The following is a 25,957-nucleotide window of genomic DNA, read 5'->3' as shown; positions in this document are numbered from 1 at the left end:
CCGCGCAGATGTGCCTGGTTGATGGCGATCTGATTCAGCCCGATCTGATTCCGGGGGCGGATATCGATCCGGCGACGCTGGCCGGGTCGGCGACGGGCTTTTCGACGGCGGGTACGGCGGTGACCGAGAAGGGCGCCGCGGTTGTCACGCAGTGGGCGGGGTTGTCGGGTGTGTATGTGGCGCCGGAGTCAGCCGAGTTGCTGGAGGTGATGGCGCCGGTCGCCGTGGATTCCGCGGCGCTGGGGCAGACGTTCTCGTCGTTGTCGACGATTATCGCCAACTTCGCCGACGATGTGGCTCCGGTGAAGGCGCGTTTGGCGATCATTCGCGAGGAGGCTCGGGCGTTCGTCGCCCGGGTGTCCGACGGCGTCACCGTCGACATTTGGGACGGCGACCACCCCGCTTACAACGCGGGCGTCTTGAGCTTCATGGTGACCGATTTCGCCGATATGGGACCGACGGTGATCAACTGGCGTGAGCACAAGCCATCCGTGGAAGAGAACAAAGACCTGATCCACCGGGTGAACGTCGAGGTCGCCGCGCTCGACACGGTACGGGTCGACTGCGTGAACGCGATCAATGCGTTGCGCAGGGACGTGTGTGTGGTCGACGCCATGGCGCTGACCGTCGCCGACCTTGACAGTGAGGGCGTGTCCCTGCCGTGGGGCGCGGCTACTGACGGTGACCGGTCGTGTTCCGAGTCGTTCGGCGACGGCATCGCCGATTCTGCCGTGGGCATGTGGGAGGGCGGCGGCGCACTCCTGAGCTACAACTCGGACACCGGACAGTGGGGCGACGGCCAGCTGGCCGGGCAGGTGTGGTCTGGCCTAGGCATGACCGTGGCCGGTCTCGCCCTGGTCGGGCCGATCTCGATTCTGTCGATGACGGTGCCGAAGTCGTCGGTTCCTGGCTGGCTGCACGGCACCCAGAACTTCGTCAACGGCTCGCAGGAGGCGCTGTTCGCTGCGGCAAAGGGAATCGTCGCGGCCGACAAGTGGGCCGAGAACCCGGCTGAAGCGGCCGGAACGGCACTGCTCAACATCGGCACCTTCTTCATCCCCGGAGGCGCGGTCGTCGGTGGGGTGAAGGCCGGCACGATCACGGCGCGCGTGTCGTCGATCATCGGTCACACCATCGACGTCGTCTTGCCGGGCGTGACGGTAGTCACCCGGGCCGGCGGCGCAGTACTCCACGTCGGCCAGGGTCTCACGGTTGTCACCGACCTGGCCAAAACCGGCCTGTTCTCCGGTGTCTCGACCGGTCGCGCCGCGCTCGCCCAGGCGTTGCACTCCATCGCCGACCAGACTCCCGCGGTGCACATCGAGCCCGGCTACCTGGCCGTGACTCCGGACGGCGCTGTCGGGTTTGGCGCGCCGCCGCACCTGGCCGTTGGCGAGGCTGGCAGCGGCGGGAGCGCGCTGCACAGCATCGCCGACCGCGTAACGCCTTCCGCCGCAGCGGCCGCACCTCCGGTCGCTGCGCACGTCGACGTGCCCGTTGACGCCGCGCCCCGCCCCACAGCGGATGCGCCCGCGGGCGCAATCGACGACGTCACGCCCCACGCGACGTCGTCCGATGCACCATCAACTGATGCTGGCCCCGCCGGAACGGTGTTCAATGGATCCGCGCCGGTGGCCTTGGAGAATGGAACCTCGTACACACCCGCGTTTTCCGACAGCGGGATCGCAGCGGCCGGATATTCGTCCTTTGAAGACAGCCTGCCGGTGGTTCTCGATCGTGCCGGTGTATCGATGCCGGAATTCACACGCCTCGTCGAGACGCCCCTGGCGGGCCTGACGCGCCACGAGATGTCACTCCTGATTGATATCCGGGATGCCCTGCCCTCTCCCGATAACACCGGTCACCTGCAGAAGACGGTTCCGTGGGAACAGGCCGAGATTATCATCGATCAAATGCCAGTCACGATGCAGGACCTGCAAGGTTTTGTGGCTCGCCCGGCGGACACGGCTGGAATGACGCCGACACAGATGCACGATGCACTGGGACTCAACTATCCCGGCAGCCAGTACACCAGCGATATCGCCGCGGGGCGCCCGTACTTCGACGTGCGCTTCGAAACCTCGGGCGTTGCCGCCCCGCGCGTACCGGATTCAGCAGTGCAGTGGATGGAGGCCGAGTTGCCGGACAGTATTTTCAGCATCTCAGATGCGATCCTGCGTGCTGACGCCGTCCAGGCCTTTTGGGACAATTTGTTTCCGGCCGAGAAGTCCGCCCTCGAGGTACGACACCCCTCCCTCGTTCGAGAACTCGCGCAGGCACTCGACCCGAAGAATCCGTTCCGCGGTTCGGGCTTCTCTGGAACCGGCTCGGGTTTCGTACCCGAGGCAACCTTTGGTCGCAATCGGATCGCCTTGCCGGACGGCAGCGAGTTGTGGCGCACGCTGCCCGATGGCACTCGGGAGCTTGTGGGCGTCTTCGACCGGTCGAACCCATCGATCGCTGGCAGCTGGGTCCTCGTCGATTCGCTGAACCCACGGTCGTTCTTGGACGCCACGCCATCAGGTTTTGCCGCACCCGTTCGATGAGTTCCCGAGGTGCTGCCCCCTCTGGAAGACTGGATGGGATTGCGGCGGTTGCCGGCGGCGCGCGCGCGGTCGATTTCGAGAAGGAGTCCAGCCGTGATTTTCGACAATGACCCGAGCGACCTGACTCATCCGCGTGATCTGAGTATCTTGCGCGACCGAGCCATTCCGGGGGGTCGCGTGCACCTAGAGGGGTGGGCACGGTTCAACGGGGTTCGCGTTCACGTGGAGTCGGTCAGCCCGCGGGGTTTGGTGGCCGTGAACGGTGAACTGCCCCTCAGCGGTGTGCACAACCTCAAGTATCTCGACGGGAGCTACCCGGGTTCGCGATTGCCGTTGATGTCTGGCGAGGTGAGTTTTCTTGATCTCGATCGCTTCTGGTTGACTCGCACGTCGGTCTTCGACGTGATCGACGACGAGACACCCCTGCCCGGATTATTGACGACGATCGACGGTACGGACTTCGGCGTTGCCGATTCCGCAGGCACGGTCAGCCTGGCCGGCGTGCCGCAACTTCAGCTGGTCTGGTTGGACGATGGCGAGCCGCCGGGCGATGAGTGGCAGCCGGACGGGTATCAGTCGTTCACCCGTCTGGTGCCGCGCGACCAGGTGCCGGGACTGCGGTATGTGGAATGGACCGCGGTGTGGCGTGACATCACGGTGAAGGTCGCGGGAATCCGAGGCACCCGCGCGCACATCTTCGTTGAGCGTGGAGGACTGCCAGCGGTCGAGCATCCCGAAATTCGGCACGGGGCGAACGTGAAGAGCGGATGGTCGGCAGTCGTCTCGCGCACCGAGCTCAGCCTGCGTTCGTGGTCAAGTGCAGAACGGCCCGTCGGCCGGGGAACGGTCATCGGGTGCGTGGCACACGTTCGCGGACGAGCGGGCGTCGTGGTGCTACCCGGCGACCGGGATGAGCACGACGAAGGAATCATCGTGCGCAAGGACCTCGGTGAGACCGTGACCGAAGACTATGGGCTCTACGCGCTCGGCACAGAGCGACATTCCCCCATGGAATGGCGCACGATCGTCGCGCCAGGCGATGCCGAAGAGGATGTGACCAGCGCTCGGCGAATAGAGTCCGCTGTTGAGTGGCAGGGCGAAATGCGGGCGGTGGAGGGTCTCGACGAGCCAAACGACGTGGCATTCGTGTCCGCGGTTTCAGCCCCGCTCGAGCAGGTCTCTCAACTGCGCTACACGATTCACCCGGTGGCGCTGTCAGACTTGCCTCGGTTCGGTTGGCAGATGCCCGATCGGCGCCGTCACTAGTTCTCGCACATTGCGATACGTCGCGTTCACAGCCAGACAATCATCGAAGTTGGAGATCACACAGTGAATACGGTTCTGCAGAAAGTTGTCACACCGCAGGCCAGCGCCGCATATCTGACGTCCGGGTGGGATCGCGTCTCAGGTTTCGCAGTCCAAGCCGGTGACGTGGCCTTCGCGACAACGCCTGCACAACTGTTCGAGATCCACGGCCTGGGCTATCCCGGGTCGCCATTCTCGGCAAGCGACCCATACCTCGACGTGCTCCGTTTTCCGTCCACTCCGACCCAGCAACTGGTCAACGCCATCGGCGGCATCGACCAGGCGACTCGGTCGATGACGGACGGGCCCTTCGTTGATCGGGCGCCTTTCACGGGAACCGGTTTCGCGACGGCCGGTGAGCGAATCGTACCTCTGTGGTGGCTCACCCATACTCGTCTCGCTCCCGACTCGGTGCTTGTGCGGATTTTTACCGACGGGTCGAGTCAGGAACTGGCGCGGTATCCGGATGTTGGCCATGGCTGGGTGGTCGACGGCCTGGCAGTTGCGCGTCGGTCGCCACGCTCCCGCTTCGTCGGAACGCTCGCGTCGTTCAATCAGGCGTATTACCTCGCAGACGTGTTGGATGGCGGAACCCGCATTGCACTCGCGATGGATGAGCAACCCGCGGATCCGTTGTTCGCGCAGACCGCTCCCGGCAAATGGCGACGAGAGATTGCCCGGGCGGAAGCTGGAGATATTGTCGAGCTCAACGTGGAGGCGAGTTGGAATGGCCTTCGCTTGCGCATTGTCGACGAGTGGAGTGACGACACCGGCGTCGTCCTGTCGCGGGGTTCATATGTGGGCCACAATGCGGACCTCGCGGAGGGATTGCGCCTGATCAAACTCGAGGCCGGAGTCTATGAGATAACGCTTCCCAAGGCCGCCTTGGAGGACGTAAAGACCATTCAGCTGACCTCGCCGTAATGGGGCGACTCACTGAAATGGGAGGGCCGCTGCAGGCCGAGGTGCTGCTCCTTCGGTCAGGAATCCGCGCCGCGACCGAGCGTCACCTCGGCCACCCCATCAATTTCACCAAGTGGATCGACACGATGGGCGGGCCCAAATCGGGCAATGATCTCCTGCTGGAGCGGCTGAAATCTGCGCTGCGCTGCCTGCACGAGCTGACGCTCCTCATTCCCGGTGCCGCGTTGCAGCTGACCCGCAATTCGGTCTGCATCGACGTGCCCGGCGCACCAGCGATGATGGTGACCTTCGACGCCCACCAGAGTCGCCTTTCAGCCCTCGCCTCGGGCGTGGAACGAGAGCTCGGCGTCTTCGCCAATCCCGATCTGCTCCTGCGGGCTGTCGTCTGGTCGATCGGCGCCGCAGCGTGGGGCGACCGATGGATCGACCCGCCCGCGGCACCGCTGTCGATCCTGCCTCCGGCCGATGGTCGGGGCTATCGCCTCGAGGATCCGGATCAGTCCGGCGGGGCGTGGCCCGAGATCGCGGCGGAGTTCGATGCGATCACGCTGTCGCGGGCCTGCGCCCACCCGATCGCTCACCTCATTACTGCCGCGACCACGCTCGCCGTGCCCGACTCGGTCGGCCTCGCCGAGCGAAAAACTGCGGCACAGGTCCGGCATCGGGATCGGGTGCGTGGCTGCCTGGTCGGCGGTGCCATCGGCGATGCCCTCGGCTATCCGGTGGAATTCTGGTCGGCCGAACGCATCCTCGCCTCGGTCGGCGCGGCGGGCGTGCTGCACTATCTGGCCCTGCCGAACCGCTCGCTCGGTGTGGTCAGCGACGATACGCAGATGACGCTGTTCACAGCGGATGCGCTCGCTCGCGACTCGACGCGAGCCAGCGACCCGCCGGCCACGCGAAACGCGCTCGCGCGGGCCTATCTCGACTGGTATGACACCCAGAACGGGTGGGAAAACCGCCCTATGCGCGAAGCCGCGACTTCGGCGTTGATGAGCGAACGGTGGCTCTACGTTCGACGAGCTCCCGGAAACACGATTATGGGGGCGCTGTCCCAAATCACGGATCGCACACTGTCGGTGCCCGACGCGCAGAATGACAGCAAGGGCTGCGGCACTGTCATGCGCAGCGCGCCGTTCGGGTTGGTTTTGCGGTGGAGCCCCGAGACGGTCTTCGCGGCCGCGGCATCCGCTGCTGCGATCACCCATGGCCATCCGGTTGCGCACGTCGCTGCGGGGGCATTGGCCCTGCTGGTGCGGCTGCTGGCTGCTGGCGGCGATCTCGAGCTGAGCGTTCTGGCCGCCCGGGATTACGCCGCTTCCCAGGAAGGGTACCGGCTCACGCTCACGTCGGAATCGCTGGACCAGGCTTTGCGGCTTTCCCACACGGCGTCCCCGACGCTGGCGACAGTGGAATCTCTCGGGGCTGGTTGGATTGCGGAGGAGGCCCTCGGCATTGCGGTCTATTGCGCGCTCGCGTTTCCGGCTGCGCACCAGGTCATGGAAGCCCTGACGCTCGCGGTGACGCACTCCGGTGACAGCGACTCGACCGGCGCGATCTGCGGCAACATCCTCGGTGCTCTCCATGGAGAGTCAGCGCTGCCCTCAGCGCTCGTGGCCGGAGTCGAGGGTCTGGCCACGACGCGCGGTGTAGCCGATGCCCTCGCCGAAGCGCGATGATGGAAGACGCACCTGCCCGTAGCGAGAGACGAGAGGCTGCTGGAACACCACATCGCCGCCATCCCAACGGATGCCGGCGCCCTCGCCCGACCCGATATCCTGAGCTGACGGGCGGATCGGGGGACGTGGTGACGGGCAAGGTGAGCGTCGAGCATCCGCTGGTCGATTTTGTCGGCGACGGCTTCGTCGCGACCATCACCACGGCGTCGCTCATCGCAGCGACCGAGGGTTTCGCGAGTCTCGTGGTCGACGCCGCCGGGGTCGGCCGGCGCGTGTTGCTGGTCACCGGGCGCGGGTCGCGGGTCACATTCGGCCTGCTCCAGCTGCTTTCGGCGACCGGGGCTGCGTGGGTAGTGCGCAGCTCCGACGGGGCACTGCGCAACGCCCTGACCGGCCGCACCCTGGCTTCCTTCGACGACGCGTTCCGGGAGACTGGCACAACGGGTGCCGCAGCCGACCCGGTATTGCCGCTCGAGCCCGTCGAGGCCTGGCTGCAGGTCACCGCATCCGTCACCCACCAGGCCCGGGACGAGACCACGCTGGGCGGCACCCTTGAGCTGCTCACCGCTCAGCTTGCCGACGCGGCGCCGGTGGGGTGGGGCGTGAACGAACCGGCAGGCCTGCACTGGAATCGCGCCAATGTGACGCGGTTCGTGCGCGGCCGCATGCCGCGCGTTTCCAAAATCTACGTGGCCGGGCGGGGCGAACGGGCGATGACGGCCACGGTGCGGGTCAGCCGCAGCGCCAGGGGCGTCACCGAGGAGACCAAGATGCTCGTCGCCCTCGGCAGCGATGAGGGTATCGCCCGGCAGCGGATTGTGGACGCCCCGGCCGTTTTGGGGAGGCTGGCCGATGCGCAGACGGTGCTGGTCGCATCCGCTGTGCTGCTGCGCGGTCGCGCCGATCTGTCGATCGACCCGGTACTCGCCGCTCCGCCGGTTCCGGTGGCGGTTGTGCTGGGTCCGCGCGCCGTGCAGGATCTCCATCTGGATCTGACGGATCTCGAGACTCGCTTCGGGGCCTTCCGCGCCGGTCGGCCGCGCATTCCGGCGCTTGTCGTACCGTTCACCGAGGGCGACGGCTGGCCGCAGTTCGTGAACCTTGCCCGCGAGTTCAGTGTGATCGACCTGGCGAAGGCGCTCGGCCTGCCCGCTGTGACGGAGGGACTCTGATGCCTCGCGAACTCGTTATCATCTCGCGGCGACCTGTCGACCTGGCCGATCACCTCGTGGCAGCGGTCGAGATCGACCCGAATCTGGGGCTGCGCACGGTGTGGAACGGCGGCGGCACACAGGTTTGCGCGGTCGACGGCACCGCGCTCCTCACGGTGCTGCGTACCAAGGGATTCGACGTTGCCGACGACGTGGAACGCCTGCTCGGCGCGAGCCTGGCCGCCGACCAGGTGTTCTGGACCGAGCTGTATGCGCCGCGCGGTCCCGCCGGCGCCGTCGGCACGACGATCGCGCAGGCCCTCGCCGCTACGGTCGGCGGCACCCTGTTCCAGCGTTCCGACCCCTGACGCTGTTTTTCCTCCGTTGGCGGAGAATGGGGGATTAGGACCCCGCGAGTGGGGTTTGTGCTTTCACCCAACACGCTGCGTTGATGTTGTGGCGGAGAATGGGGGATTAGGACCCCGCGAGTGGGGTTTGTGCTTTCACCCAACACGCTGCGTTGATGTTGTGGCGGAGAATGGGGGATTAGGACCCCGCGAGTGGGGTTTGTGCTTTCACCCAACACGCTGCGTTGATGTTGTGGCGGAGAATGGGGGATTAGGACCCCGCGAGTGGGGTTTGTGCTTTCACCCAACACGCTGCGTTGATGTTGTGGCGGAGAATGGGGGATTAGGACCCCGCGAGTGGGGTTTGTGCTTTCACCCAACACGCTGCGTTGATGTTGTGGCGGAGAATGGGGGATTAGGACCCCGCGAGTGGGGTTTGTGCTTTCACCCAACACGCTGCGTTGATGTTGTGGCGGAGAATGGGGGATTAGGACCCCGCGAGTGGGGTTTGTGCTTTCACCCAACACGCTGCGTTGATGTTGTGGCGGAGAATGGGGGATTAGGACCCCGCGAGTGGGGTTTGTGCTTTCACCCAACACGCTGCGTTGATGTTGTGGCGGAGAATGGGGGATTAGGACCCCGCGAGTGGGCGTTGTGCTTTCACCCAACACGCTGCGTTGATGCTGTGGCGGAGAATGGGGGATTCGAACCCCCGAGGGCTTTCACCCAACACGCTTTCCAAGCGTGCGCCATAGGCCACTAGGCGAATTCTCCTGGCCGCCATCGCAGTAAAGCAACGGCACCAGAGAATCTTACCTGTTTCCAGCGGATGCTGCCGCCACCTCGCGCAGACCACGCCCGGTTGGTGCCGCTCGGCCTCGTGCCCTAAACTAAACTTCGGCTCCTCGCGTGGCGCCACCTTGGCCAATTCCCCCAGGACGGAAACGTAGCAAGGGTAACCGGGCTCTGGCGGGTGCGCGAGGAGTCTTTTCTATGCCCCGCCCCGCAAGGGTAACCGGGGCTGCGCCGTTGTGCCGAGGTGCGCGAGGAGTCTTTTTTCGTGCCGAAAGCCGCAAGGGTAACCGGGACTGCGCCGAGGTGCGCGAGGCGTCTTTTCTGTCCCCGAACATAAAGATTGCGTGAAATCGTGACCCCCATTTAGCCGAACACGCGGGAGTCGGGACCTTTGGCACTGGGGTAGACGCCGAGGCTCAATAGTATGGAAGCAGCGCGGCTGTGTCGCCGCGCGACAACGCGGAGGACCGATGATCGACGATTCCGGCACCATGACCTGGCCTTCGCGCGCGCCGAAACCGCTCAGCGCAGCGGCCCTCGACAGCATCGACGCCTGGTGGCGTGCCGCGAATTACCTCGCCGTCGGTCAGATCTACCTGCTCAGCAACGCCCTGCTCACCGAGCCGCTCACCCGCGACCACGTCAAGCCGCGCCTGCTCGGCCACTGGGGCACCACGCCCGGCCTCAACTTTCTCTACGCGCACCTCAACCGCGCCATTCAGGAACGCAGCCAGAGCACCATCTACATCACCGGACCGGGCCACGGCGGCCCCGGCATGGTCGCCAACGCCTACCTCGACGGCACCTACACCGAGGTCTACGCCGACATCGAGCAGAACGCGCACGGCGTGCAGAAACTGTTTCGCCAGTTCTCCTTTCCCGGCGGAATCCCCAGCCACGCCTCGCCCGAGCTGCCCGGATCCATCCACGAGGGCGGCGAGCTCGGCTACGCCCTGAGCCACGCCTACGGGGCCGCATTCGACAACCCGAACCTGCTCGTGGCCGCGGTCGTCGGCGACGGTGAGGCCGAAACCGGCCCGCTCGCCACCAGTTGGCACTCCAACAAGTTCATCGACCCGCTGCAGGACGGCGTCGTGCTGCCCATCCTGCACCTCAACGGGTACAAGATCGCCAACCCCACCGTGCTCGCGCGCATCCCCGAAGACGAGCTGCAGGATCTCATGCGCGGCTACGGTCACACCCCTTATATAGTCTCCGGCGGCTTCGACGGCGAAGACCCCATGCTCGTGCACGCGCGCATGGCCGAGACCCTCGACGCCGTGCTCAACCAGATCGCCGAGATCAAGGCCGCAGCCGCCGAGGCCGACAAAAACCACGAAGACTTCGCCCGCCCGCGCTGGCCCATGATCATCCTCCGCACCCCCAAGGGTTGGACCTGCCCCGCCGTGATCGATGGCGTGCAGGTCGAGAACACCTGGCGGGCGCACCAGGTTCCGCTCGCCAACGCCCGCGACACCCCGTCCCACACGAAAATTCTCGAACAGTGGATGCTGTCCTACCGTCCTCGAGACCTGTTCGACTCACACGGTGCCCCCGTGCAAAAGATCCGGGATCTCGCCCCGGCGGGTGCCCTGCGAATGAGTGCCAACCCGATCGCCAACGGCGGCCTGCTGCGCCGCGACCTGCACCTGCCCGACTTTCGCGATTTCGCCGTCGACGTGCCGAAGCCGGGCGCAACGGTGGATGAGGCCACGCGGGTGCTGGGCGGCTACCTGGCCGAGGTCATCCGCTTGAACCCGGATAATTTTCGCATCTTCGGACCCGACGAAACCGCCTCCAACCGGCTCGCCCCGCCGGTCTACGAGGTCACCGCCAAGCAGTGGAACGCCGAGCTGCGACCCGGCGACACCAACCTCGCCCGGGCCGGCCGCGTCATGGAGATGCTGAGTGAGCATCAGTGCCAGGGCTGGCTCGAGGGCTACCTGCTCACCGGGCGGCACGGGCTGTTCAACTGCTACGAAGCGTTCATCCACATTGTCGACTCGATGTTCAACCAGCACGCCAAGTGGCTCAAGGTGACCGCCGACATTCCCTGGCGGGCACCGATCGCGAGCCTGAACTACCTGCTCAGCTCGCACGTCTGGCGGCAGGATCACAACGGGTTCAGCCATCAGGATCCCGGTTTCATCGACCACGTCGTCAACAAGAGCGCCGACGTCGTGCGGGTCTACCTGCCCTTCGACGCGAACACGCTGCTGAGCACCTACGACCACTGCCTGCGCAGCGTCAACTATGTCAACGTCGTCGTGGCCGGCAAGCAGCCGGCGCCCAACCTGCTCACCATGGAACAGGCCGTCGCGCACTGCACCCGCGGGCTCGGCATCTTCGACTGGGCCGGCACCGAGGTGCCCGGCCTCGCGCCCGACGTCGTGCTCGCCGCTGCCGGCGACGTGCCGACCCTCGAGGTGCTCGCCGCCGCCGAGATTCTGCGCCAGAACCTGCCCGATCTCAAGGTGCGGGTCGTGAACGTGGTCGACCTCATGCGCCTGCAATCCGAGGACGACCACCCGCACGGCCTGAGCGACAGCGCCTTCGACGCCGTCTTCACGCCCGACAAGCCCATCATTTTCGCTTATCACGGCTATCCGTGGCTGATCCACCGGCTCACTTACAAGCGCCACGGCCACGAAAACCTGCACGCCCGCGGCTACAAGGAGATCGGCACCACGACGACCCCGTTCGACATGGTCATGCTCAACGACCTCGACCGGTACCACCTCGTCATGGACGTCATCGACCGCACCCCCGGTCTTGCCGCACGGGCCGGGCTGCTCCGGCAGCAGATGCAGGATGCCCGCCTGGCCGCACGCCAATACACCCGCGACCATGGGGAAGACCTCCCCGCGGTCACCGAATGGTCCTGGTCGTCCCAAACGGATGCCGCCCCGACCGCCGCCGAGACCGGCAGCGACAATGTCTAGCGCCTGACACTTTTTGACATCCCGGGCCCGCCCGGCTCTCTCCCAACCCGAATACGTTTGAAATGGACATCGTGGCTCGAAGCATCTACATCACCAGTGCCGAAGGTAATACCGGCAAATCCTCGATCGCGCTCGGCGTGGTCGACACGCTCACCCACCTGGTGGAGCGGGTCGGCGTGTTCCGCCCCGTCGCCCGCACCTCGACCGAACCGGACTATGTCGTCGACCTTCTGTTGCGTCACCTGCAGGCCAACGCCGGTCCGGGCGCCGCAGCCGGGCAGACCTACGAGCAGAGCATCGGTGTCAGCTACGACGACGTCAACACCGACCCCGACGCCGCGCTGGCCCGCATCGTGGCGCGCTACAAGGCGGTCGAGGCCAACTGCGACACGGTCGTCGTCATCGGCAGCGACTACACCGACGTTGGCAGTCCCACCGAGCTCGCCTTCAACGCCCGCATCGCCGCGAACCTGGGCGCGCCCGTGCTGCTCGTGCTCGGCGGCCGCGTCGGCCCCGGCGAGGGCGAACGCCTCGGCCAGAGCGACGCCCGCTCGGCCGTGGACATCGGGCACCAGACCGACGTGGCGCTCGCGGAATTACGCGACGAACACGCATCCATTTTGGCGATCATCGTCAACCGGGCCGACGAAGTGGCCCTGACCGAGATCATCGACTCGGTGCGGGCCACGACCAACGCGCAGCCGGCGCGCTCGGGCGGAGCGTTCGGCGTGCCGATCTGGGCCATTCCGGAAGACCCCTACCTCGTGGCCCCGAGCATGCAGAGCATTATGGAGGCGACCGAGGGCACCCTGATCAAGGGCGACCCGGCGCTTCTGGCCCGCGAGGCGCTCGGCGTCGTCGTGGCCGCCATGTCGATGGTCAACGTGCTGCCGCGCCTGATCGAGGGCGCCGTCGTCGTGGTTCCGGGCGACCGGGAAGACGTGCTGCTGGCCGTGCTGCTCGCCAATGCCTCCGCGACGTTCCCGTCGATCGCCGGCATCGTGCTCAACGGGGGTTTCGAGCTGCCCGACGCGATCCAGCGGCTGATGGAGGGCCTCGCACCGTCGCTGCCGATCATCAGAACCTCGCTCGGCTCCTACGACACGACCATGCGCATCACTCGCACCCGCGGGCGACTCGCCGCGGATTCGCAGCGCAAGCACGACACCGCGCTGGCTCTGTTCGAGACGCACGTCGACGCATCCGCTTTGCTCGATCGGCTTGAAGTCAGCCCGACCGAGGTCGTCACCCCGCTCATGTTCGAGTATGCGCTGCTCGAGCGAGCGCGCCAGCACCGCAAGCACATCGTGCTGCCCGAGGGTGAGGACGACCGCGTGCTGCGCGCCGCCGCCACCCTGCTGGCCCGTGATGTGGTCGAGCTGACCATTCTCGGTGAGGAGTTCGAGGTGCGTTCGCGCGCCATCGGCCTCGGCCTCGACATCTCCCGGGCCCACGTCGTGAGCCCCTACGACGACTTGCTGCGTCTCAGGTTCGCGCAGGAATACATGGAGCTGCGTGCGCACAAGGGCATCACCCTTGACCAGGCCAATGAGACCGTCACCGACGTGAGCTACTTCGGCACCATGATGGTGCAGCAGGGGCTTGCCGACGGCATGGTCTCCGGCGCCACGCACACCACCGCGCACACCATCCGGCCCAGCTTCGAGATCATCAAGACGCAGGACGGCGTCGGTGTGGTGTCAAGCGTGTTCCTCATGGCCCTCGCCGATCGGGTGCTCGTGTACGGCGACTGCGCCGTCATCCCGGTTCCGACCGCCGAGCAGCTCGCCGACATCGCCATCTCGGCTGCGGCGACGGCGGTGCAGTTCGGCATCGAGCCGCGCATCGCCATGCTCTCCTACTCCACCGGTTCGTCGGGTGAGGGCGCCGACGTCGAGAAGGTGCGCGCCGCCACCGCCCTGGTGCGTGAGCGGCGTCCCGACCTGCTGGTCGAGGGCCCGATCCAGTACGACGCAGCAGCGGATGCCGCCGTCGCCGCCACCAAAATGCCCGGTTCCAGCGTGGCCGGCCGCGCCACCGTGTTCATCTTCCCCGACCTGAACACCGGCAACAACACCTACAAGGCGGTGCAGCGCAGCGCCGGCGCCGTCGCGATCGGACCCGTGCTTCAGGGGCTGCGCAAGGCCATCAACGACCTCTCGCGCGGCGCCCTGGTGCAGGACATCGTGAACACCGTCGCGATCACCGCCATCCAGGCGGCCGGGTTAGCGGATGCCGCGACCCCGGTTCTCGTCGCGACCCCGGCCGGAGCCACCCGATGACCGCGGTTCTGGTCGTCAACTCCGGCTCGAGCTCGTTCAAATACCAGCTCATCGAGATGGACACGGAGACCACCCTGGCCAGCGGGCTGGTCGAGCGCATCGGCGAGGTCATCGGCGATTCCGTGCACTCCATTGCGGGGGTGGCGGCGACCGTGTCGGCGGCGGAGGCAGCAGCGGAGACGCACGTGCCGGCATCCGCTGATCGAAAATGGAAGCGCGAGCTGCCCATTCCCGACCACGCGGCCGGATTCGCCGTGATGCTCGAAGCCTTCGCCACCCACGGGCCGTCGCTCACCATCCACGTGCCGGTTGCTGTCGGGCACCGCGTTGTGCACGGCGGGGCGCGCTTTCACCAGCCCACCCTGGTCACGCCGCAGGTCGAGCGGGACATCGACGAGTTGTCGGGGCTCGCGCCGCTGCACAATCCGGGCGCGCTGCAGGGCATCGTCGCGGCCGTTGAGGCGTTCGCCGACGTGCCGCACGTGGCCATTTTCGACACCGCCTTTCACCAAACGCTGCCGCCCGAAGCGTTCACCTACGCGATCAACGCCGACCTGGCGGAGAAGTTTCGCATCCGACGCTACGGATTTCACGGCACCAGCCACGGCTTCGTCGCGCGCGAGGCGGCCAACTTTCTGCAGCGCCCGGTCGAAGACCTGAACCAGATCGTGCTGCACCTCGGCAACGGCGGGTCGGCCTGCGCGGTCGAGGGTGGGCGTTCGGTCGAGACCAGCATGGGCATGACGCCGCTCGAGGGGCTCGTCATGGGCACCCGGTCCGGCGACATCGACCCGGGCGTGCTGTTTCACCTGCACCGCCGAGCCGGACTCGACTTTCCCGAAATCGACAAGCTGCTCAACCGGGGCAGCGGGCTGCTCGGCCTGACCGGACGCGGCGACATGCGCGATGTGATCATCGCGGCGGCCGCCGGTGACGGGCCCTCGCAGCTCGCGATCGACGTGTACGTGCACCGGGTCAAGGGCTACGTGGGGGCTTACTACGCGCAGCTCGGCCGGGTCGACGTGATCTCCTTCACCGCCGGTGTCGGCGAGAACGCGCCGCTCGTGCGTGAGCGCGCCCTCGCGGGTTTGGAGGCGCTCGGCATTCGCATCGACCCCGAGCGCAACGCCGCGGCCGACCGCGGCGCCCGCATCATCAGCGCCGACGACTCCGCGGTGACCGTGCTGGTGATTCCGACCAACGAGGAGCTGGAGATCGCCCGCCAGACCCTGGCGACGGTGGGTTAAGCGGCATCCCGCGAGTCCTTCCAGCCGTGCAGTGCATAACTGCCGAGGATCGTCGCGTTCGGCCGGGCGATTCCTGGTGTGGTCAGGCACGCATCGCTGACCCCTGACCCGTACGTAATTGCGGAGATGTGGTTCACCGCATTCTGAATCGGCCTCGTGGCGAGCGATCCTGCGTGGTTGCGTACCTGGCTCTGCCTGGTCAGGCTTCGCGGGGGCGAGTGTCGGTGCGGGCAAGTACCATGGAGAACGTGGTTACCGCCCTGTATCGCCGCTACCGGCCAGAGACCTTTGCCGAGATGATCGGCCAGTCCCAAGTGACCGATCCGTTGATGACGGCGCTGCGCACCAACCGGGTGAATCACGCCTATCTCTTCAGCGGCCCGCGCGGCTGTGGCAAGACCACGTCGGCGCGCATCCTGGCCCGCTGCCTCAACTGTGCAGAGGGACCGACCGACACACCCTGTGGCGTTTGCCCCAGCTGTGTCGAGCTGGCCCGTGACGGCGGCGGCTCGCTCGACGTCGTCGAGATCGACGCGGCCAGCCACAATGGTGTCGACGACGCCCGCGACATTCGCGAGCGCGCCATCTTCGCGCCCGCTCGCGACCGCTACAAGATCTTCATCCTCGATGAGGCCCATATGGTCACGCCGCAGGGCTTCAACGCGCTGCTGAAGATCGTCGAAGAGCCCCCGGAACACGTGAAGTTCATCTTCGCGACCACCGAACCCGAAAAGGTGATCGGCACCATCCGCTCGCGTACCCATCACTATCCGTTCCGGCTCGTGCCGCCGGGGCCGATGCTGGAATACGTGCAGCAGATGTGCGAGACCGAGAAGATGGTCGTCGCGCCCGGCGTTCTGCCGCTCGTGGTGCGTGCCGGCGGAGGCTCGCCGCGCGACACCCTGTCGCTGCTCGACCAGCTCATGGCCGGGTCTGACGGGCAGTCCATCGAGTACGAGCGCGCCGTCGCGCTGCTCGGCTACACGAGCGCCTCCCTGCTCGATGAGGCCGTCGACGCCATCGGCGCCCGCGATTCCGCCGCCGCGTTCGACGCGGTCGACCGGGTCATTCAGACCGGGCAAGATCCGCGCCGGTTCGTCGAAGACCTGCTCGAGCGCCTGCGCGACCTCATTATTGTCGCGGCTACCAGTGTGGCGGGCGCCGCGGCCGTGCTGCGCGGGGTGCCGCAAGACGAGCTCGAGCGTATGAACGTGCAGGCCGCAGCTTTCGGGCCGGCCGAACTTTCGCGTACCGCCGATATTTTGAACGCCGCGCTCACCGAGATGAGCGGGGCCACCTCTCCGCGCCTGCACCTCGAACTCATGATCGCGCGCGCCCTCATTCCGGCGACCGACGACACGACCCGCGGCGCCCTCGCCCGGGTCGAGCGACTCGAACGACGAATCGGAGTCGACGGTGTGGCGGCTGCGCCCGGTGCGGCCCCAATCGGTGGCGCTGGCCCGCCAGCGGGCTCCGCGTCCAATCCGCTGGTCGAGTCTCGAGAGGCCCGACAACCGGTAGCCGAGACCGCCCCAAATCCGCTGGTCGAGTCTCGACAGGCACGACAACCGGTAGCCGAGACCGCCGTTCCGGGAACGCCGGCTGCTTCACCAACCCAACCATCCCCGGCGAGCCCGCCCGTCCGCCCGGCCGTCGTCCCCGGAGCTCCCGTCACCCTGCAGCAGCTCAAGGACGCCTGGCCCGAGATTCTCGAGGCCGTCAAGAACGAGAAGACCACCGCCTGGCTCGTCGTCTACACAGCGCACGTGCTCGGTCTCAACGGCGACGTGCTCGCGCTCTCATTCCCGAGCCAGGCCGATGTCGACAGTTTCAAGCAGCAGAAGGTTCCCGGCATGGGAACCAGTGACTTTCTGCGCACCGCGATCGTGGCTGTGCTGGGCCTGCGGGTCAAGTTCATCGCCCGGGTCGAAGCTGGCCGGGAGACCTCCTCAGCCAGCGTGTCGTCCGGCTCCTCGCCGGCCGTCGCCGCGGAGCCTGCGCCAGCGGCCCCCGCACCCGAATCACCTCGAGCCTCAGCGACCACAGCGGATGCTGTCGGATCGGTCGAGCCCAGTCGCGAGGCGACCGCGCCGACCGCGTCGACGGTAACCGCAGCGCCCGCCGGCGAGGCCGGCGCAAGCCCCCGCACTGCGCCGGCCCGTTCCGCTGCGCGCGAGGTTGGAGTGCCGGCCACACAGGGCGCGTCGCCCGTCTCCGCGTCCACCAGCGGGTGGGCCACCGTCGCCATCCCCGGCTCGCCCGACGGCCCGGCGCTCCCCGTCACCGACGACGACACAGCGCATGCTCCCGACACGTCCGCGGCACCTCCAGTGAACGTCCAGGCTGCCCCGGATTCCCCGCCGCCCGTTCGAGCACCGTCCGTTCGTGCCGCAGAGCCCCCCGGCGGCCCGTCATCCGACGAGCCCTGGCCCGCGGCGTCGTTTGCATCGCCGTCTCGGGACGACGAACCCCCGTTCCACGACGTGCCGCCGCCGTTCGACGACGAGGTTCCCCCCGAGATTGACGCACCCGCCGATGAACGCGTACCCGATTACGAGGCGCACGCCGAGGTATCCGCTCTGCCGGCGAGCCCCGATCAGCGGCGGCAGCAGCAGGGTGTACCGGGGCAGAACTCGGGCCAGCAGAACTCGGGCCAGCACAACTCGGGCCAGCACAACTCGGGCCAGCGCGACTCGGGCCAGCAGAACTCGGGCCAGGGCCAGCGCGACTCCGCGCAGCGCCAGCATCCGAACGCTTCCGGCCAGCGCACGAAGAGCCCGTCGCGGGCGCCGTCCTTCGCCGAGAAACAGCGCTACGGCGAGGCCGTCGTGCGCGAAATTCTCGGCGCCACCTTCATCGAAGAGCAGCCGTACTCCGCGGCGCCCCGAACCAGAAACGACCACTAACCCATGTATGAAGGCATCGTTCAGGAACTGATCGACGAGCTCGGCCAGCTTCCCGGAATTGGCCCGAAGTCGGCCCAGCGCATCGCGTTTCACATTCTGCAGACCGAGAAATTCGACGTGACCCGGCTCGCCAACGTGCTGCTCGAGGTGCGTGACAAGGTGCGGTTCTGCGATATCTGCGGCAATGTCTCCGAGCAGCCGACCTGTCTGATCTGCCGGGACCCGCGCCGCGATCCCACGTCGATCTGCGTGGTCGAAGAGGCCAAGGACGTCGTTGCGATCGAGCGCACCCGCGAGTTCAAGGGGCTCTATCACGTGCTCGGCGGAGCCATCAGCCCAATCGACGGTGTCGGCCCCGACGACCTGCGTATCCGCCAGCTGATGCAGCGCCTCGCCGACAACACCGTGCAGGAGGTCATCATCGCGACCGACCCGAACCTGGAGGGGGAGGCCACGGCCACCTACCTCTCCCGCCTGCTGACGACCCTCGAAATCAAGGTCACCCGCCTCGCTTCCGGGCTCCCCGTCGGTGGCGACCTCGAGTACGCCGACGAGGTCACCCTCGGCCGCGCCTTCGAGGGTCGCCGCGAGGTCATCCACTAGCCTTCACCCCTTTCCGGGCCCGGGCCCGGAAACTGGGCCCACGATAGATCATGGGCCTGGTTCCCGAAGGTGGGCCCGGCCGCGCAGGTCCGGCCTGCTGGGCCCGGGCCCGCAGGTGGCCACCGCCGCGCAGCGTCACATGGCACCCACCCCCGAGCACCAGCATTTAGGATGGGAACTTGGACGCGAGCCCGAACGACAGGCCCGCGCACCCCCATCTCAGGAGTCACATGAGCTTGATTGTGCAGAAGTTCGGCGGGTCATCCGTCGCCGATGCCGAAAGCATCAAGCGGGTCGCCAAGCGCATCGTCGATACCCGCAAGGCCGGCAACGAGGTCGTCGTCGCCGTTTCGGCAATGGGCGACAGCACCGACGAACTGCTCGACCTCGCCCACCAGGTCACCCCGCTGCCCGCCCCGCGCGAACTCGATATGCTGCTCACCGCGGGCGAACGCATCTCCATGGCGTTGCTCGCGATGGCCATCAAGAGCCTCGGCTACGACGCCCGCTCCTTCACCGGCAGCCAGGCCGGCATGATCACGGATGCCCGCCACGGCTCCGCGCGCATCGTCGACGTCACGCCGGGGCGCATCCGCTCGGCCCTCGACGAGGGCGCCGTCGCCATCGTCGCCGGGTTCCAGGGCTTCAACCGCGACACGAAGGACATCACCACCCTCGGCCGCGGTGGCTCCGACACCACGGCCGTAGCCCTCGCCGCCGCGCTCGGCGCCGACATCTGCGAAATCTACACGGATGTCGATGGCGTCTTCACCGCGGATCCGCGCGTCGTGCCCCGCGCCCGCAAACTCGAGCGCGTCACGAGCGAAGAAATGCTCGAACTGGCCGCTGCCGGGGCCAAAGTTCTGTATATTCGCGCTGTGGAATATGCCCGCCGCCACGGGGTCACGCTGCACGTGCGCTCCTCGTTCAACAACAACACCGGCACCATCGTGTACAACGCCGCGACCGCGCGAGAAAATGGAGAAATTGTGGAAGAACCAATCATCGCCGGAATCGCCGCCGACCTGAGTGAGGCCAAGGTCACCGTCGTTGGTGTTCCCGACATTCCCGGCAAGGCCGCGCTCATCTTCAAGATCGTCGCGCGCACCAACGCCAACGTCGACATGATCGTGCAGAACGTCTCGGCCGCTTCGACCGGGCTCACCGACATCTCCTTCACGCTGCCCAAGTCCGAGGGCCAGCAGGTGCTCACCGCCCTGACCAACGAGAAGGAACTCATCGGCTTCAAAAGCCTGCAGTACGACGACCAAATCGCCAAGCTCGCCCTGGTCGGCGGTGGCATGCGCACCAACACCGGCGTCTCAGCCAAACTGTTCGAGGCGCTGTACGAGGCCGGCATCAACATCGAGATGATCTCCACGAGCGAGATCCGCATCTCGGTCGTCACCCGCGCCGACACCATCAATGAGGCCCTGCGCGTGGTGCACACCGCGTTCGGGCTCGACGGCGAGATCGAAGCAGTCGTGCACGGCGGCTCCGGCCGCTAACCCGTCGCCGAGGTGTGAGTTTCGACTCGTTCGCGGCCCGCAACGGCCGCAAACTCACACCTCGCCAAGCGGATGCCCCCACCCCCGCACGACGTCACCCGCTCCTCCCGGGGGCTAATTCAGGAAACCAAACCCGAACATCCGCTCTGGGGCCGAAACGCTCGCCCACCTGCCGACTTTTCCTGAATTAGCCACCGGGAAAATCAGCTCCCTCCAACTATCCGCAACACCGCACCACGCCGACTCTCGGTGGCGAATTCAGGAAAACGAGCCCCGGCATCCGCTCTGGGCAGGAAATATCGGCAGAATCGCTGACGTTTCCTGAATTAGCCACGGGAGACAGCCCCAACGACGTTAGGAAACACACGTGACCACCTCAGCCAGCACCCCCGGCATCAACATCGGCGTCGTCGGAGCCACCGGACAAGTTGGCGCCGTGGTGCGTCGCCTGCTGGAGGAGCGCGATTTTCCGGTCAACAGCATCCGCTTCTTCGCTTCGGCTCGGTCGGCCGGTACCACCCTCGATTTCAAGGGCGAGCAGATCACGGTCGAAGATGCCTCCGTTGCCGACCCGACTGGGCTGGACGTGGCCATCTTCTCGGCCGGCGCCACCCTCTCCAAGGCGCAGGCGCCCCGTTTCGCCGCGGCCGGTGTGCTCGTCGTCGACAACTCGAGCGGCTGGCGCATGGACCCGGACGTTCCCCTCGTCGTCAGCGAGGTCAACCCTGAAGCCATCAAGCAGGCCGTGAAGGGCATCATCGCCAACCCGAACTGCACCACCATGGCCGCGATGCCCGTGCTCAAGGTGCTGCACGATGAGGCTGGCCTGAAGCGGCTCATCGTCAGCACCTACCAGGCGGTCTCCGGCAGCGGTCTGGCCGGCGCATTCGAACTGGCCAGCCAGGTGCGCGTCGCAGCGCAGGATGAGAACCTGTTCCAGCTCGTGCACGACGGCAGCGCCGTAACCCTGCCGGAGCCCACCATCTACGCCCGTCCGATCGCGTTCGATGTGATCCCGCTCGCCGGCAGCATCGTCGACGACGGCCAGTTCGAAACCGACGAAGAGAAGAAGTTGCGCAACGAGAGCCGCAAGATTCTCGGCCTGCCCGAGCTGCTGGTCAGCGGAACCTGCGTGCGCGTGCCCGTCTTCACCGGCCATTCCCTGTCGATCAACGTGGAGTTCGCCAAGCCGATCAGCGTCGCCCGCGCCCAGGAACTGCTAAAAACCGCCCCCGGCGTTGAACTGACTGACATTCCGACACCCCTGCAGGCGGCCGGACAGGACGCCAGCTTTGTCGGTCGCATCCGGCAGGACGAAGGCGTAGCGGATGGCCGCGGCCTCGCCCTCTTCATCAGCAATGACAATCTGCGCAAGGGGGCCGCGCTGAACGCCGTACAGATCGCCGAACTCATCGCCGCCGCGCGAGTCGTCGCCTGAGTTGAGCCCGCCTGCTGCTGGGGCTTTCCCCGCTCGCTCTGGCGGACGGGGCCCGGGCCCCGTCCCAAATTCGGTGGGCCCCTGAGCTCGGACGCGGGCCACGAGCACGGCCACACCGTGACCCCATCTTCCCGGGCCCGGGCCCGGAAAGCGGGAGCACGATAGTTCATGGCCCCGCTTTCACAAGGTGCGCCCGGCACCGACGGCCCCGACCAACCCCACCAAATCCCACCCGCGCGTCCTCATCCGAGGTCAACTCGCGTAGGCTCTGACTGTGTGAGCCGAATTGGGGTGTCGGGCGTGCTGCAGCGCGTCGCCTTTGGCGTGTTCACGGCCCTGGGGCTGGTGTTCATTCCCGGTGCCTTCGCCATTGTTCTCGCTGAGCCTGCCACCAGAATCGTCGTTGCGCTCTTCGGCGCCGTCTGCGTGGCCGCCCTCGAAATAGCCTGGATTCGCGTCGGTAGTGTGCCCCATCGCACCCCGGCCATCAGCGTGCCGGTTCTTGCCGTTCCGGCGTTGGCCCCGGTGCTGCCGGCGCAGGCCATCATCGGCGTGCTCATGCTCGGTATTCTGGTTGCCCTGCTCCTGGAATCCCGCCGCATCGGCGTCTCCGTCTACAGCGCTGGCCTCGCGGGCCTCGGCTGCATGGTCTATTTCCTCATCGATGGGCTGCTGACCGGGATGGGGGTGGCCACGCTGCCAGCCGTCGCCGCGGCATCCGTCGGGTATGTGCTGTTGGTGCTGGGGCTCGAAGTTCTGCGCCTGCGCCTGATCAACGCTCCCGCTGAGCGGGGCCGCCAGCCGCTTATCTCCGCCGTGCGGCTGAGCGCCTTGCTGGGCGGTGTCGCGGCGTTGACCGTGTTCTCGGCGCACTGGGCCGTGGTCGGCCTGCCCACACCGGGAGTCGGCCGCGTCCCGATCGAAACCGCCGTCGGCACGCTGCTGGGCAGTGTCGGGGTGGCGCTGGTGCTCATCGTTCTGCGCTCCGTCTGGGACATGCGGCGTCGGCTGAGCGGCCTCGTCGTCGGCAGCAGCATGCTGAGCACCATGCGAAGTGCGGACAGCGTCGGCGATGCACTCAGCGAGGCACTGTGCGCGGCGGCAGCCACGGCCGTCGGCGTGCAGTCCATCGCCGTGCAGGCCGGCCCCGCCGAACCCGGGGCCATCGGGGTGCCGGTCACGCTCACGCCCGGCGTGCGGCAATTTCTCGTAGCCCGCCGTGACCCGATGGACGGCGCCTTCTCCTCCCTCGACCGGCGGGCGTTGCAGGCCCTCGCGGCCACCGCGGAACTGGCCGTGCAGGCCCGGCAGAATGTGGCCGGGCTCACGGCCAAGGCCAACACCGACTCGCTCACCGGCCTGCCCAACTACGGTGCCTTCCAGGAGGCCCTCGATACCATCAACACCACCCGCAGCGACGCCGAAAGCATCGCCGTGCTGTTCGTGGACCTCGACGGTTTCAAACGGCTCAACGATACCCACGGGCACCAGACCGGTGACGAAGTGCTGCGGGTCCTCGGCCAGCGCCTGCGCCAGTCGGTGCGTCCGCACGACGTCGTCGCGCGGGTCGGCGGCGACGAATTCGTCATCATCCTGACCCGCCTGGCCACACTCGCCGAAGCAAAAACCATTGCCGAAACGATGCTGGACGCCTGCGTCACACCGCTCGTCGTCGGTGCCGTCACCGTCACGCCCAGCCTCAGTATCGGCCTCGCCTACTCCGCTCTGGTTGAAACGGATGTCGCCTCCCTCGTTCACGACGCCGACCACAGCATGCTGCTGGTCAAGAAAAACCGACGTCGGGGCGACTGCCAGTCGAGCATCAACGTGTCTGGTCATCGCTCCTCGCAGTTCAATGACACGGTCGCCGAAGCCATCGACGAGAACCAGCTGCCGCTGGCGTATCAGCCGATCGTCAGCCTGGTCACCGGCCGCATCTGGGCCTTCGAGGCGCTGCTGCGCTATGTGCACCCGGAACTCGGTTCGATCTCACCGCCGTCGCTGATCGAAAAGGCGAAGAGCCTGGGTCGGTTCGACCAGCTGACCCGGCAGATTGCCGAGACCGCCCTGGCCGCCGCTGCGGAGTTTCGGCTGGCTGAACCGGGCATCGTCTGCATGACCATCAACGTCGAAGCCGGCCAGCTGGCACCGGAACGGCTCGGCCGGTTCGTGGAAGATTTGAACACGCGGTACCCCGAGATCTCGCTCTGCCTCGAGCTCAATGAGCGTTCGGTTGCGCGGGTATCGACGCAGATTCGTGAGCAGGCCGACCGGCTGCGCGACCTGGGAATTCTCATCGCCCTCGACGACTACGGCTCGGAAGATTCCTCGGTCGATTCGCTCGTGCGCGTGCCGATGGACATTCTCAAGATCGACCGCAGCCTCGTCGATGACCTCGACGATATCCGCCAGCGCGAGGTACTCACGGCGCTGCAGAGTTTCGGCGACAAGCTTGAGTATTCGATGATCGTTGAGGGCGTGGAGAACGAAGCGATGGCCGAGCACCTGGCCCGGCTCGGCATTCGCAGCGCCCAGGGGTTCCACTTCGGTGTGCCGCAGGGGTTCGCCGAGACCATCGACCGGCTCGATGAATTCGGGGCCAAGGCCGTGCTGCCGACGCAGACTGTCACGGTGCCGCCTCAGTGATGCAGCGCCGCCCGCGACCCGACCGAGCCCACCGCTACCGGGTGGAACGTTCCGTCTTTCTCTCCCAGCTGTTGGTCGGGGCAGCGACCCTTTTGTTGGTGGCCGTTTCGGGGCTGCTTGATCCACAGCTCCTCACCAACCAGCTGTTTCTGGCCGGCATCCTCATCATCCTCGTCACCACCGCAGCTGCGGCGGGAGTGCCCTGGCGTCACCTCGACAAGAAGTGGATCGTCGTGCTGCCGATCGTCGACCTGGTCGGGCTGGTGATCGTGCGCGAGGGTGAGCCGTTGCTCGGTACGACGATTCTGCTCGTTTTCCCCATCATCTGGCTGTCGGCGCACTTCGGCGGCCGCGGTGCTATCGGCGGGGTGGTGCTCACGTCGGTGCTGCTCTGGACCGGCGGGCTGCTGGGCGCAGAGCCGGCCACGGGCAATGAGATTCCGCGACTGGCCATCGTGCCCATCGTGCTGGCCTTTGTCGCTACCACGACCTACACCACCACCAAGCGTGCAGCGGCGCAGCGGGTGCTGCTCACCCAACAATCGGTTCTGTTCGAGGGAGCCCTGCGCCGTTCCCGCCGTGAGGAACGCACCCTCGACGAGATCTTCAACACCGTCGACTTCGGCGTCGTCGGGTTCAGCCGTGAGGCCAAACCGAACTTCATCAACCGCGCCCAGCGGGAGATGTTCGCCCGCTTTGGAGTGAAAGACGGCGAGCTCTCCCCCACCGTCGTCTATCACGAAGACCAGGTGACGCCGTATGCCGAAGCAGATCGGCCGTTCCAGCGCGCAATGCGCGGCGAAACGGTCGACCACACGACCATCTGGGTGGGGGAGCAGGGCCAACGGAAGGCCGCCGTGCTCATCTCCGCCCGGCCCATCCTCGACGAAAACGACAACTACGACGGCGGCGTCATGGTTGCCCGGGACGTCACCGCCGAACTGCGCGCGGTCAAGGCGCGGGACGACCTGGTCGCATCCGTTTCGCACGAATTGCGCACCCCGCTCACCTCGATCATGGGGTATCTGGAGCTGGCCCTCGATGACGACACCCTCGACCCGTCGACCCGGCGCATGCTCCAGGTCGCGTCCAAAAACTCCGACCGGTTGCTGGCGCTGGTCGCCGACCTGCTCAGCACCGCGGCCGCGACCAAACACGAGCTCGCCATCACCCTGGCTCCGTGCGACCTGTCGGTGATCGTCACCGACGCGATCGAATCACTCCGGCCGGTCGCGGCCGAACGGGGTATCACGTTCGTTCTTACGGCGATGCCGACCCTGCGCCTGCAAGCGGATGCCCTCCGCCTGCGCCAGGTCGTCGACAATCTGTTCTCCAACGCGATCAAGTACAACATCGCCTCGGGCCGGATTGAGGTGACGCTGCTCGATTCCCGCACCGAGGTCGAGCTGCGCGTGGCTGATACCGGTCGCGGTATGACGCCCGGCGAGCAAGTGCACCTGTTCGACCGGTTCTACCGGGCCGACTCGGTGCGCGGCTCGAGCATTCACGGAACGGGCCTCGGTTTAAACATCAGCCGGGACATCTGCCGCCAGCATGGGGGAGACCTCAGACTCGAATCGGCTCCCGGCAAGGGCACCACCGCCATCGCGACGCTTCCGCGCACCTCATGAACGGCCA

At 66.7% G+C, this 25,957-nt stretch carries 15 protein-coding genes, 1 tRNA gene and 1 other RNA gene; 16 read left to right on the top strand and 1 reads right to left on the bottom strand.

The features are described from left to right. Nucleotides 1-8: 8 nt before the first annotated feature. The 6 genes from E3O25_RS14685 to E3O25_RS14660 all read left to right on the top strand — a co-directional run bounded on the left by E3O25_RS14685 (nucleotide 9) and on the right by E3O25_RS14660 (nucleotide 7,973). On the top strand, nucleotides 9-2,546 hold the full coding sequence (locus E3O25_RS14685; RefSeq protein ID WP_134361515.1) for a hypothetical protein: 2,538 nt from the start codon (nucleotides 9-11) through the stop codon (nucleotides 2,544-2,546). A 93-nt stretch (nucleotides 2,547-2,639) separates the two neighbouring features. Further along, nucleotides 2,640-3,812 (top strand): hypothetical protein, encoded by a 1,173-nt coding sequence (locus E3O25_RS14680; protein ID WP_134361514.1) that lies wholly within the window; start codon nucleotides 2,640-2,642, stop codon nucleotides 3,810-3,812. A 63-nt stretch (nucleotides 3,813-3,875) separates the two neighbouring features. After that, nucleotides 3,876-4,775, top strand: coding sequence for a hypothetical protein (locus E3O25_RS14675; protein ID WP_092106078.1), 900 nt, complete (start codon nucleotides 3,876-3,878; stop codon nucleotides 4,773-4,775). A 17-nt stretch (nucleotides 4,776-4,792) separates the two neighbouring features. Continuing rightward, nucleotides 4,793-6,454 (top strand): ADP-ribosylglycohydrolase family protein, encoded by a 1,662-nt coding sequence (locus E3O25_RS14670; protein WP_206750222.1) that lies wholly within the window; start codon nucleotides 4,793-4,795, stop codon nucleotides 6,452-6,454. A 125-nt stretch (nucleotides 6,455-6,579) separates the two neighbouring features. Continuing rightward, the gene (locus tag E3O25_RS14665) at nucleotides 6,580-7,626 is read left to right on the top strand and encodes a DUF6177 family protein (protein ID WP_092106076.1); all 1,047 of its coding nucleotides are present in this window, start codon (nucleotides 6,580-6,582) and stop codon (nucleotides 7,624-7,626) included. Continuing rightward, nucleotides 7,626-7,973: a hypothetical protein gene (locus E3O25_RS14660; RefSeq protein ID WP_092106074.1), complete on the top strand. Its 348-nt coding sequence runs from the start codon at nucleotides 7,626-7,628 to the stop codon at nucleotides 7,971-7,973. The genes E3O25_RS14665 and E3O25_RS14660 overlap by 1 nt, the downstream gene beginning before the upstream one ends. Nucleotides 7,974-8,638: 665 nt before the next feature. On the opposite strand, the gene E3O25_RS14655 is transcribed toward E3O25_RS14660, so the two are convergent. Further along, nucleotides 8,639-8,726 (bottom strand) — tRNA-Ser (locus E3O25_RS14655). 122 nt (nucleotides 8,727-8,848) lie between these two features. On the opposite strand from E3O25_RS14655, the gene ffs reads away from it, so the two are divergent. From ffs to E3O25_RS14605, 10 genes are all read left to right on the top strand, one after another. Beyond that, nucleotides 8,849-8,945: signal recognition particle sRNA small type (gene ffs / locus E3O25_RS14650), an RNA gene on the top strand. Between the two features lie 293 nt (nucleotides 8,946-9,238). Next, on the top strand, nucleotides 9,239-11,689 hold the full coding sequence (locus E3O25_RS14645) for a phosphoketolase (protein WP_241988634.1): 2,451 nt from the start codon (nucleotides 9,239-9,241) through the stop codon (nucleotides 11,687-11,689). A gap of 71 nt (nucleotides 11,690-11,760) precedes the next feature. Next, nucleotides 11,761-13,971, top strand: a complete 2,211-nt coding sequence (gene pta, locus E3O25_RS14640; protein ID WP_134361682.1) for a phosphate acetyltransferase — start codon at nucleotides 11,761-11,763, stop codon at nucleotides 13,969-13,971. Next, on the top strand, nucleotides 13,968-15,218 hold the full coding sequence (locus E3O25_RS14635; protein WP_092106070.1) for an acetate/propionate family kinase: 1,251 nt from the start codon (nucleotides 13,968-13,970) through the stop codon (nucleotides 15,216-15,218). The genes pta and E3O25_RS14635 overlap by 4 nt, the downstream gene beginning before the upstream one ends. Before the next feature lie 248 nt (nucleotides 15,219-15,466). Continuing rightward, nucleotides 15,467-18,124 carry a DNA polymerase III subunit gamma and tau gene (locus tag E3O25_RS14630; RefSeq protein WP_134361512.1) on the top strand — a complete coding sequence of 886 codons (2,658 nt, stop codon included), beginning with the start codon at nucleotides 15,467-15,469 and terminating at the stop codon, nucleotides 18,122-18,124. Nucleotides 18,125-18,127: 3 nt separating this feature from the next. Further along, nucleotides 18,128-18,727, top strand: a complete 600-nt coding sequence (recR, locus tag E3O25_RS14625; RefSeq protein WP_092106068.1) for a recombination mediator RecR — start codon at nucleotides 18,128-18,130, stop codon at nucleotides 18,725-18,727. 230 nt (nucleotides 18,728-18,957) lie between these two features. Then, entirely contained in the window at nucleotides 18,958-20,235 is a 1,278-nt protein-coding gene (locus E3O25_RS14620) for an aspartate kinase (RefSeq protein WP_092106066.1), read from the top strand. A 367-nt stretch (nucleotides 20,236-20,602) separates the two neighbouring features. Next, on the top strand, nucleotides 20,603-21,673 hold the full coding sequence (locus E3O25_RS14615) for an aspartate-semialdehyde dehydrogenase (RefSeq protein ID WP_092106064.1): 1,071 nt from the start codon (nucleotides 20,603-20,605) through the stop codon (nucleotides 21,671-21,673). A gap of 276 nt (nucleotides 21,674-21,949) precedes the next feature. After that, nucleotides 21,950-24,319, top strand: a complete 2,370-nt coding sequence (locus E3O25_RS14610) for a bifunctional diguanylate cyclase/phosphodiesterase (RefSeq protein WP_166806034.1) — start codon at nucleotides 21,950-21,952, stop codon at nucleotides 24,317-24,319. Continuing rightward, on the top strand, nucleotides 24,319-25,950 hold the full coding sequence (locus tag E3O25_RS14605; RefSeq protein WP_092106059.1) for a cell wall metabolism sensor histidine kinase WalK: 1,632 nt from the start codon (nucleotides 24,319-24,321) through the stop codon (nucleotides 25,948-25,950). Before E3O25_RS14610 ends, E3O25_RS14605 begins: the two co-directional genes overlap by 1 nt. Nucleotides 25,951-25,957 lie beyond the last annotated feature (7 nt).

The organism is Cryobacterium sp. TMT1-3 (assembly GCF_004402315.1).
GTDB classification, from domain to species: Bacteria; Actinomycetota; Actinomycetes; order Actinomycetales; family Microbacteriaceae; genus Cryobacterium; species Cryobacterium luteum.
Note: the sequence above shows the minus strand (reverse complement) of the source record. Positions and strands in the feature narration are given on the sequence as shown.